Raw genomic sequence first — 10,478 nt, forward strand, 5'->3', positions numbered from 1 at the left:
TTACTTGCGGAGGTTGAAGTAGCGGGACGGTTGGTATAGCTGTTGGGCGGGAATCCGGCAAAGTTCTTTTGGTTCACTAACTGCCGGTGCAGCATGGTTGCCTCCTTCAATGCCGGAACAATTTCATACAATTCCTGCTCGAAGGTTGCTAAAAGGGCTTGCTGAGTCGGGAATTCCTTTTCCTTGTAGCAATAGGCGTGCAGTTCCACCACACTTCCCCCCGTTCGCTCTGCCCAGTCCATATAGTCTTCCTGAATCCGGTGGTAGAGGGTAATGCTGTCCGTTAAACGATAGCCAGACAGGGAAGTAAAGTTGCTGTGCTCCCAGTCAAAGTCCTGATCAAACCAGAAGCGAGCCACGGCAAACGGATCGGCCACTTGAAGCTCGGTCACCTGCTGGGCAACCTGGGCATCCACATCCCCTTCGGATAGGGAAAAGAGGTGCTGAGTGCCTGGAATATCGGTCGCAAACACGTAGTAATCGGCTTCAATGGTTTGAGCGGGTGCTGCATCAGGAGGGGCGATCGCCACCATCTGCACCTGATCATCTTTGCGCTGAAGCACTTTGAACCGGGGCAAATCCCGATCGGCGGGGCCTTGCAGCAGTTTACCTTGGGCGTCGTAGGCGGCACCGTGACAGGGACACTGAAATTGACCATCCTCCTCTTGGTGAACGGTACATCCTTGGTGAGTACAGCTCAGGGAAATCGCTTCCTTACCGTTGTTCACTAGCTTAAAGACGCGATCGCCCGCCCCAAAGAATTCCATTTCATCGGTACTCAGCAGCGGATTGCGGCTCATCCAGAAGGGCACATCGCTGGTTTCAGTTCCCTGCTGATACTCGATCGCCCGAATGCATCCATCCTGCCAGTGCAGCTTTCGCACCGTAGCGCCTGTAATCGTTTCCCCTCCGGCATCCCGAATGGCATTCGCGATCGGATCCACCAAGCTGCGTCCCATATCTTGCCGAGTTCCTTCAAAGGCCAACCCCTCTGGATTGCCAAAGAAGTAGAAATGGAAGAACTGCATCAGTTCACCCGCACTCAGCACATCGGGCGAGTTCAGGCTGGACTTGGCAAAGGGCAAAAAGTAGAGGTCGTACAAGCCACGGGGAAAATCTCGCGATACCCATTCGGCAACCGAAAGATGATCAAGGCGATCGTAGCTGCGTTCGGGATGGAATCCGGTAATCTCCTTAAATACATCCCAATGCTCCAGCTTGGTTAGGTTCAAGCCCCAGCGCAGACGATTCGGAGACGAAACCGCTAAGTCCATCACGTTCCAGGGAAAGGACGAGTGGCTAGGGCGAAAGACTTCGGGAGCATAGTTGCGATCGCGATATACCACCGAGTAAAACTCCAAGGACTTGAAGTTATCCCGCGCATCTAATTCCGCCATCAGATCTTTGAGGTTGTAATACTGGGGAAAAAACCCGTGGAAGCCATGCTCCATCTTGAACGATTCCCCTGCCACCTCGATCGGCCAACTGGCAACTTTTCCACCAAATTGCGGCGCTTTTTCGAGAAGGGTGACCTGAAATCCGCGCTGACTCAGTTCGTAGGCACTCGCTAATCCCGCAAGGCCACCCCCAACCACGACCACTCGCTTACGTTGTGACGCCATCCGAGGCAGGGCGATCGTATCTTGCTGAAAGACGTTGGGCTGTGGCTTGGCAAAGCGGGAATAACCGACTAATGCTCCTACTGAGCCAAGCCCGGCAATTTTGAGTAGCGTCCGACGCGAAATCGAATAATCAGACGCTTTACTGGGAGACTGCTCTGGGGTCAGAGCCTCAGACAACGAGGAATTAAGTTTGGGAAACATTCAAGCTCGGACTACTACAACAACCACACTGATTACAGAACACAATACCTTCTGCTGAGAGAAACATTGCTCTCTAAATAATGTTCCATATTCACCGGAAAATCGGTAGCCCACTTCTCGAAGAAAACCTTTTATTTGTCATTCCCGCAACCGATTTCTCGGTTCAAGGATGAATTTAATCTTCAAGCTGGCGTGCAGAAACCTCTACCGCGCTCACATCAACGACTCCAGGAGGGGTTATACGCTGAAAGCTTCCATTTTCTACTAATAAAGGTTCCCCACAGCTTGGACATGTGAGCTGCATGCGATTCACACCTGCCAACCCTTGCCCACAAACAGGACACTGCCCATCAACCAAATTTCGCTTTAACCACCAGCGCAGTCCTAAGAATCCGACAATGGGCAAAAATAGCAGAAATGCGACCAAAATAAACAGGGACTTCACAAGCCAGCCTAGTCCGATCGCACTCAAGAGCCAAATTCCCGCTAAAATGGTGAGCCAGAAGCGGAACCCTGATAGATTTACTTGCACACCATTAAATCCGTTCTGGTTCATGGGGATCTCCTGCTTGTCTTAAGGTGATTATCAATGCCAAAGCAATGCACAAATTGAGATTTTAATTTCGCGGTTCTTAATAGTTGTCAGCGGACAATCTTGGGAATGAAGATAACGCCTGAATAAACTCAATAGGCCAAACAACGTTTTACGGTATGTCTATTCTATCGAACGGCTTTATGTTGCCGGGATGCCGTTGGGATCATTCAATAATCTTTATAGCAGCGATCGCCCTATACAAACCAGGGTAGATTACGCCCCGAACATTCGAGAGATCCACCCTGTGCAGATACTGATGAAGCAATGATGAAAGGGCGATCGCCCCTCCACCCCATAGACATCACAAACACAACACCTGCCCCAAGACCAAATCAGACAAGCGCTTCATCAATCTCAAGACAGGTGTTGAATTCAGTAATCGCCTTAGGACTCTAAATCCCTAGAACAACCCCAGCGTCAGAGACTTGCTGATGGGGAACGTTGCACCGATACCGAGCCAAATGGTCACCAGGGTTCCAAACAGGAACACACTAGTTGCCAAAGGACGACGGAACGGATTTTGGAACTTGTTCACGTTCTCAATGAACGGAATCAACATTAAGCCCAGAGGAATTGCGGTTTGTAGCGCAATCCCCAGGAGTTTGTTGGGCACAACCCGCAAAATCTGGAAGGCCGGGTACAGGTACCACTCAGGCAAAATTTCTAGGGGTGTTGCAAACGGGTTGGCAGGCTCACCCACCAACGCAGGATCAAGAACTGCTAGGGAAACGCAACAGGCGATCGTTCCCAGGATTACAACGGGGAAGGTGTAGAGAAGATCGTTCGGCCATGCAGGTTCACCGTAGTAATTGTGACCCATGCCCTGCTTTAACTTCTCCCGTAACTTTGGATCGCTCAGATCCGGCTTCTTAAGCGTTGACATAACTATCGGTGTTCTCCTTAATCGTCTGAAGACAGGCGTATGTAACGTAAAATTCGCAACGAGCTGTAGGCATAGCGTATCAAACACCCAATGGATGATTCCGTATCGTGAAGATACCGTTTCAAGTGACTTACAGCTCGCTCAATCGGCTTACAAGGGGCCAGAAATCCCTTGCTTGCGGATCATCAAGAAGTGCAGCAGCATAAACACTGCAATCAGCCAAGGCAATACGAAAGTATGCAGGCTGTAGAAACGAGTTAGGGTGGACTGACCAACGCTGGTACCACCGCGCAGTAGCTCAACCATGAAGGAACCAACTACGGGGATCGCCTCAGGGACACCGGATACGATTTTAACCGCCCAGTAACCAACCTGGTCCCAAGGCAACGAGTAACCCGTTACACCAAATGAAACGGTAATCACCGCCAAGATCACGCCCGTTACCCAGGTCAGCTCACGAGGTTTCTTAAAGCCACCCGTGAGGTACACGCGGAAAACATGGAGGATCATCATCAGCACCATCATGCTGGCAGACCAACGATGAATAGAGCGGATCAACCAACCAAAGTTAACTTCGGTCATGATGTATTGCACTGATGCGAAGGCTTCCGTGACGCTTGGCTTATAGTAGAAGGTCATTGCAAAGCCAGTTGCAAACTGGATGAGGAAGCACACTAGGGTGATGCCACCTAGGCAATAGAAGATATTGACGTGGGGAGGGACGTACTTGCTGCTGATATCGTCAGCGATCGCTTGAACCTCTAGGCGATCGTTAAACCACTTGTAGAGCTTTGAGTCCGTTACCTGCTTAGTAAACATGAAGCCAGAGTTCCAAGAAATGTTTATGCTGTTAGTAGAAATGTAACATAGCTTTCATTAACATTGTGGGGCTAAAAGGGTTGATCTGTCTAGGATTTACATAGCAAAACATTTGACACAATCCCATAGTCTGGGTTGAACGCTTAAACTACATTCAAGGGCATCTTAACCTTGGCCTTTACACAACTTTATAGATTCTCAGGGTTGAGGACGGTGATCTTCATTGAGCGTCATGAAGCGATCGCCCGTAGCCCTCGTCCTAACACAAAATACAAAACTTGTTATCTAAAGTTCTTGAGTGCATGAGAAAACAGCTTCTTCGGGTTGGGGTATTTTTAACCATCTTGATTATTCTGGGGTTCAGCGTGCTGACACCGAATGCCTATGCCTTCAGTGAGGAGCAAAAGCTTGTCACTGAAGTATGGCGGATTGTTGATCGCGCCTACGTAGACGACACCTTTAATGATCAGAATTGGTGGTTAGTGCGGCAGAAGGCACTGCAGCAACCGCTACCCGATCGTGAGGCAGCCTACACGGCGATCCAAAAAATGTTGGAGGGGCTCGATGATCCGTTTACCCGCTTACTGAAACCGGATCAGTACCGGAGTTTACAAACCTCGACCTCTGGTGAGTTAACAGGAGTTGGCTTGCAAATTACACGCGATGCGGAGGACGGCGGCCTGCGGGTTATTGCTCCCATCGAAGGGTCACCCGCCGAGCAAGCCGGAATTCTGCCGAGCGATCGCATTACCAAGATCAATGGCTTCCCCACTGTAGATCTGACCTTGGATGAGGCCGCAGAGCGGATGCGAGGGCCCATTGGTAGTCAGGTGACGCTAACGATTGTGCGGAATACGGAATCCCCTGTTGACATTGACGTGGTGCGCGATCGCATTAGTCTCAATCCGGTTTATGCGGATCTGCGCACCTTAGACGACGAGAAGGTGGGCTATATTCGGTTGGCGCAATTCAACGCGAACGCCGCTGCTGAGGTTGCTAAAGCTGTTGAATCTTTGGAGAGCCAGGGGGCAGACGCCTACATTCTCGATCTTCGGAACAATCCAGGTGGATTGCTACAAGCCGGGATTGATGTCGCCCGCCTCTGGCTAGAGGAGGGTACGGTGGTCTACACCGTCAATCGTCAGGGCATTCAGGAAAGCTTTGAGGCTACGTCCCATGCCCTCACCCAAGATCCGCTGGTGGTGCTAGTGAATCAGGGCACCGCTAGTGCGAGTGAAATCTTGGCTGGAGCACTCCAGGATAACGGACGGGCAACCCTCGTGGGCGATCGCACCTTTGGCAAAGGGCTGATTCAATCCTTGTTCAGTCTTTCTGACGGTTCAGGACTCGCGGTAACGGTTGCAAAGTACGAAACTCCAGCTCACCACGACATTAACCGTCAGGGCATTCAGCCGGACTATCCGGTTCCGGGCGATCTGCTGACGCGGGCACAGGTCGGCACCCCGAACGATCCCCAATATCAAGCCGCATTGGATGTGCTAACTCAAAATGCAGTCTTGGCTCACGCTACCTAGGAGCACCAGTAGCAGCCGCACCTATCATGATCCGCTCCACGGGGCGATCGTCCTCGATCGGCGCGATCCAGTCGAAGCGCTCTTAATTCAGCTCATTGATACGCCCGAATTTCAACGGTTACGGCGAATTCGTCAACTAGGGCCTGCGAGTCTGACGTTTCATGGGGCGGAGTCCTCGCGGTTTACCCATTCCCTCGGTGTCATGGCGATCGCCCGTCGCGCTTTTGATGGCATTGCTGCTCGCTATCCCGAACTGTTGCCCCATCGAGCGACGGTGCTGTGTGCAGCCCTCCTCCACGACATCGGGCATGGCCCCTTTAGCCACACTTGCGAAGAGATCTTTAGCTGTCACCATGAGCGTTGGACCCAGCGAATTTTGGAAGAATCGGACGGGGTGCGATCGCTTTTGACGGGCTTTCATCCCGATTTGCTAGCGGATATTCTCCAGGTTTATCAAAAAGAGCATCCGATTCCCTTTGTGTGGCAGTTGGTGTCGAGTCAACTCGATTGCGATCGCCTAGATTACTTGATGCGAGACAGCTATGCAACCGGGGCATCCTACGGCAAGCTGGATTTGGATCGGATTTTGCTGGCACTGGAGTTCGATCCGACGCAGCAAATTCTGGTGGTGAAGCAAAAGGGAATTACCGCCATTGAGCATTACCTGATCGTGCGGTACTTCATGTACGCCCAGATTTACAACCATCCCAAGAATATTGCCGCCACCTGGATTCTGCGCCATGCCTTTGGACGAGCCCAAGAACTTCTAATGCTCAATCACAGCCCCTTTTGTGATGACACAATGACCGTTTGGCTCGGCGGAGATTGCGATCGCATGGCCTTGGCGCATTACCTAGCTGCCGATGATGGCGTGTTTACCTATCACCTTCAGCGGTGGCAGACTCATCCCGACCCCATCCTGGCTGATCTCTGTCAGCGCTATGTGAATCGGGATTTATTCAAAGCCTACGATGTGACCCACCTCAGCACCGAACACCAAAATGAATTGCTCACCCAAGTACGTCAAAGCCTGACAGGACAGGGATACCCTGCGGAATACTACGCGGGATTACGAACGTCCTGGAGTCGAGGCTATACCCTCTATCAACGCGGCATCAAACTTCAAGCAGGGACAGAACTCCAGGAATTGAGCGATCGCTCTCCCTTGGTGAAAACCATTACCCAACCGCAGCAGCGCCACTGGCTGATTTGCCCCCGTGAAGCCATGCACGGGTTGCCGAAAACGGGGTATTATATCAAGCCTGCTTAAATGCTCACTAAAACCCATGATATTAAACGGTCTGTTTGGGCAGATGGCCTATTGCCCCAGTACAAATGCCTCCGTGAACAAATATTCATCCTTTGTGACGCACTAGGCCGGATTAGATACGCTAGTGCCTATAGACTTCGCATTCTCAGGACACAAACTGTATGTACAGCCAAAGCAACAACCCTGTGCAGATCACCTTTCACTATCTGGACGGTCATAGCGAGTCCTTTACCCTGCATCAAGAGGTGATTGATGCTGAAAATAGCCAAGAATTTCAGCTTGAGGTTCGCCATCTTCTGCGTAAGGAGTGGTGGATTCTGCACCTTCCTGAGCAAACCGTGCTTATCAATATTGCCAACGTCACCAAGGTAGAAGTGAAGCCTCCCATGCCCCAACTCAAAGGGGAAGATGTCTTTCCGTTAGCCGAGCGCATGACGGCCTTGAGTCGCGCCCGGTAGAGATCATTTAGTTCCTTCCAGACTGACAAAAGCCAGACCTTGCTGAAAGAACAGGAATTCCAATGTTAGGGTATGTAAAGCAATTCCCTAGCATGAGGAGTTCTTTGGCTTTATGGTTAATTCGCGATCGCGCGTTTGTCTACAGCGTTCAACGTCCTACGATTTAGCGTCTCTTTTGCCTGATATCGAAACGCTCCTAGCGCCTCTCGGCGGCATGGTGGCGTTTGTGAAACCGGGCGATCGCGTTCTGCTTAAGCCAAATTTACTCACCGGGGCACGACCCACCAAGGAATGCACCACACGCCCAGAGTTAGTCTACGGTGTCGCCAAGCTGGTTCAGGAGGCGGGAGGTCAACCCTTTTTGGGCGACAGTCCGGCGTTTGGTAGTGCCCAAGGGGTAGCGCAGGCCAATGGCTACACGCCGATGCTGGAGGAGTTAGGCATTCCCGTTGTGGAGTTCCACGGCAAGCGCTATGAAACCGTCAGCCAAGACTTTAATCATCTGCGCCTGTGCAAGGAAGCCATGGATGCAGACGTGGTGATTAATCTGCCCAAGGTAAAATCCCACTGCCAGTTAACGCTGACCCTGGGGGTGAAAAACCTCTTTGGATGTGTGCCCGGAAAAATGAAAGCCTGGTGGCATATGGAAGCGGGGAAAGATCACGAACGCTTTGGGCAAATGCTGGTGGAAACAGCGCGGGCGATCGCCCCAGACCTCACCATCGTAGACGGCATTATCGGGCATGAGGGCAATGGCCCTAGCGGTGGCGAACCTCGCGCATTGGGTGTGTTGGCGGCATCGGATGATGTCTTTGCCTGCGATCGCGCCTTCGTTTCTATCCTCAATGCGAATCCTGCCGATATTCCGACTGTCGCTGCATCTCAACGGCTGGGACTCTGCGGAGATCTGGACGCCATCGAGTTTCCCCTGGCGCATCCAGACGACTTGCGCCTTTTGGACTGGCAATATCCCACGAACATGATGCCCATTGATTTTCGGATGCCGCGCATTGTCAAATCGTCCTTCAAGCACTTTTACATTCGCTTTATCAAAGAGCCGATGATTCTTTACTCGAACCGCTGAGTGACGAGCTTAGTCTAAGGTTATGACAACACTCAAGATCCTCTTGATTTCCACCCCGGTTGGGCCGTTAGGGTCGGGTTTAGGTGGAGGCGTAGAACTCACCTTAGCCAACATTGCAAAGGCGCTATTGGCCAGAGATCACCATGTGGAGGCGATCGCTCCGGCTGGCTCTGACAGTGCTGACCTACCGCTCATCCCCATTGATGGCGAACTTCAGCCCACAGCCCAGAGCCAGGGACGCCATACCCCCGTCATCATGCCACCGAATTCGGTACTGGCGAATATGTGGGCGCAGGCGCTGCAACGGGCACCCCAGTACGATGTGCTGGTGAATTTTGCTTACGACTGGCTGCCTTTCTACCTGACACCCTTCCTACCCAGTCCCGTTGCCCATCTGGTCAGCATGGGATCACTCACCGATGCGATGGATCACGTGATCAGTCACATCGCAGACTCCCATCCCCACAGCATTGCGGTTCATAGTCGTGCCCAGGCAGACACGTTTCCGTTCAGCGATCGCTGTCGGGTGTTGGGCAACGGGTTTGATTTGTCTCTGTATACCTTTCAAGCGAAAGCGACGGATGCCCTCGCCTGGGTCGGACGGATTGCCCCAGAGAAGGGCTTAGAAGATGCGATCGCTGCTGTTGAACAAACGGGGACACCGCTCAAAATTTGGGGAGCGATCGCGGATCCGGTCTACTGGCAACAGATTCAGGATCAGTATCCTAATGCACCTATCTCCTATGAAGGATTTCTGCCGACCTCAGCGCTTCAGCAAGCCATGGGAGCCTGTCGGGGACTCATCATGACGCCTAAATGGGTAGAAGCCTTTGGCAATGTGGCGATCGAAGCGCTGGCCTGTGGGGTTCCGGTGATTGCCTATCGTCGCGGTGGCCCTGCTGAGATTGTGCAGCAGGGCAAAACGGGGTGGTTGGTCGAGCCGGATTCGATTCAGGGTCTGGTTGAGGCGATCGCAAAACTCGATCAGATTTGTCGCCATGACTGTCGCCGTGCCGCTGAGGTGTATTATTCCTTAGACGCCATGGGCGATCGCGTGGAGCAGTGGCTCCATGATGTTGTCTACTACGAGCGATCGTAAGTATCTCGTCGTTTACTTCCAAACCTCAACTGAACTATGCGTGTTTGTGTCCCCCCTGCTCCCCTTGAACCTGGCGATCTGTTGTATGTTGTATCCCCTAGTGGCGCATTGCGCGAACGAGAGGCTTTCTATCATGGAGTGGATGTGTGGCGATCGCGCGGTTTTCAGGTCAAGTTTGTGCCGGGATTCGATACGCGGTGGGGCTACCTAGCCGGAGAGGATGACCATCGCAGAGACCAAATAAAGGCGGCCTTAGCCGATCCAGACTGCCGTGGCATTCTTTGTTCCCGTGGAGGATACGGCGGGGCGCGCGTGCTGGAACACTGGAATTGGGAAGGACTTGACCCTAATTGTCCTAAATGGCTAATTGGGTTCTCAGACATTACGGCGCTACTGTGGAGCCTGAGCCATCAGGGAATTGCAGGCGTTCATGCCCCCGTCTTAACTACCCTAGCAACCGAACCGGGTTGGTCGGTTCAGCGTTTATTTGACTGGGTATCTGGGCAAGCTCTGCCTCCGCTTCAAGGTAAATCTTGGGTCGGGGGAACCTGTGAAGGGGTCCTGCTTCCGGCAAACCTAACCGTTGCTACTCACCTCCTATGTACCCCGGTTCAGCCTGATCTGGAGAACGTGATTCTCGCCCTTGAGGATGTCTCCGAAGCCCCCTACCGCATCGATCGCATGTTGACCCAATGGCGCATGAGTGGCCAGATTCAGAAAGTACGGGGCATTGCCCTTGGACGCTTCAGCCAGTGTGACTCCCCCAACGGCATTCCTAGTTTCAGCGTAGATGAAGTCTTGCGCGATCGCCTATCTGATCTGGGGATTCCAGTGGTGTCCGATTTGCCCTTTGGTCACGATGGAGTCAATGCGGCTCTACCTGTGGGTATTATGGCTCAACTGGATGGCGAT

10 protein-coding genes are annotated in these 10,478 nt (G+C 52.3%); 6 read left to right on the plus strand and 4 right to left on the minus strand.

Annotation, left to right across the window (positions count from 1 at the left end):
• The 4 genes from IGR76_06840 to IGR76_06855 all read right to left on the minus strand — a co-directional run.
• Nucleotides 1-1,823: FAD-dependent oxidoreductase (locus IGR76_06840; protein MBF2078229.1), on the minus strand; the 1,823-nt coding region annotated here is incomplete at its 3' end.
• A 175-nt stretch (nucleotides 1,824-1,998) separates the two neighbouring features.
• Nucleotides 1,999-2,379, minus strand: a complete 381-nt coding sequence (locus IGR76_06845; GenBank protein MBF2078230.1) for a zinc ribbon domain-containing protein — start codon at nucleotides 2,377-2,379, stop codon at nucleotides 1,999-2,001.
• Between the two features lie 439 nt (nucleotides 2,380-2,818).
• Nucleotides 2,819-3,301 carry a cytochrome b6-f complex subunit IV gene (locus IGR76_06850; GenBank protein MBF2078231.1) on the minus strand — a complete coding sequence of 161 codons (483 nt, stop codon included), beginning with the start codon at nucleotides 3,299-3,301 and terminating at the stop codon, nucleotides 2,819-2,821.
• 150 nt (nucleotides 3,302-3,451) lie between these two features.
• A complete protein-coding gene (locus IGR76_06855) occupies nucleotides 3,452-4,120 on the minus strand; it encodes a cytochrome b6 (GenBank protein ID MBF2078232.1) in 669 nt (222 codons plus the stop codon).
• Nucleotides 4,121-4,422: 302 nt separating this feature from the next.
• On the opposite strand from IGR76_06855, the gene IGR76_06860 reads away from it, so the two are divergent.
• From IGR76_06860 to IGR76_06885, 6 genes are all read left to right on the plus strand, one after another.
• Nucleotides 4,423-5,655: a PDZ domain-containing protein gene (locus IGR76_06860; protein ID MBF2078233.1), complete on the plus strand. Its 1,233-nt coding sequence runs from the start codon at nucleotides 4,423-4,425 to the stop codon at nucleotides 5,653-5,655.
• Nucleotides 5,630-6,925 (plus strand): HD domain-containing protein, encoded by a 1,296-nt coding sequence (locus IGR76_06865; GenBank protein ID MBF2078234.1) that lies wholly within the window; start codon nucleotides 5,630-5,632, stop codon nucleotides 6,923-6,925. The genes IGR76_06860 and IGR76_06865 overlap by 26 nt, the downstream gene beginning before the upstream one ends.
• Nucleotides 6,926-7,086: 161 nt before the next feature.
• Nucleotides 7,087-7,383: a hypothetical protein gene (locus IGR76_06870; GenBank protein MBF2078235.1), complete on the plus strand. Its 297-nt coding sequence runs from the start codon at nucleotides 7,087-7,089 to the stop codon at nucleotides 7,381-7,383.
• A 112-nt stretch (nucleotides 7,384-7,495) separates the two neighbouring features.
• The gene (locus tag IGR76_06875) at nucleotides 7,496-8,467 is read left to right on the plus strand and encodes a DUF362 domain-containing protein (protein ID MBF2078236.1); all 972 of its coding nucleotides are present in this window, start codon (nucleotides 7,496-7,498) and stop codon (nucleotides 8,465-8,467) included.
• Nucleotides 8,468-8,489: 22 nt separating this feature from the next.
• Entirely contained in the window at nucleotides 8,490-9,566 is a 1,077-nt protein-coding gene (locus IGR76_06880; protein MBF2078237.1) for a glycosyltransferase family 4 protein, read from the plus strand.
• A 36-nt stretch (nucleotides 9,567-9,602) separates the two neighbouring features.
• Nucleotides 9,603-10,478, plus strand: an 876-nt coding sequence (locus tag IGR76_06885) for an LD-carboxypeptidase (GenBank protein ID MBF2078238.1), incomplete at its 3' end; no start/stop codon positions are given.

Origin of the sequence: Synechococcales cyanobacterium T60_A2020_003 (assembly GCA_015272205.1) — a bacterium.
Taxonomy (GTDB): domain Bacteria; phylum Cyanobacteriota; class Cyanobacteriia; order RECH01; family RECH01; genus JACYMB01.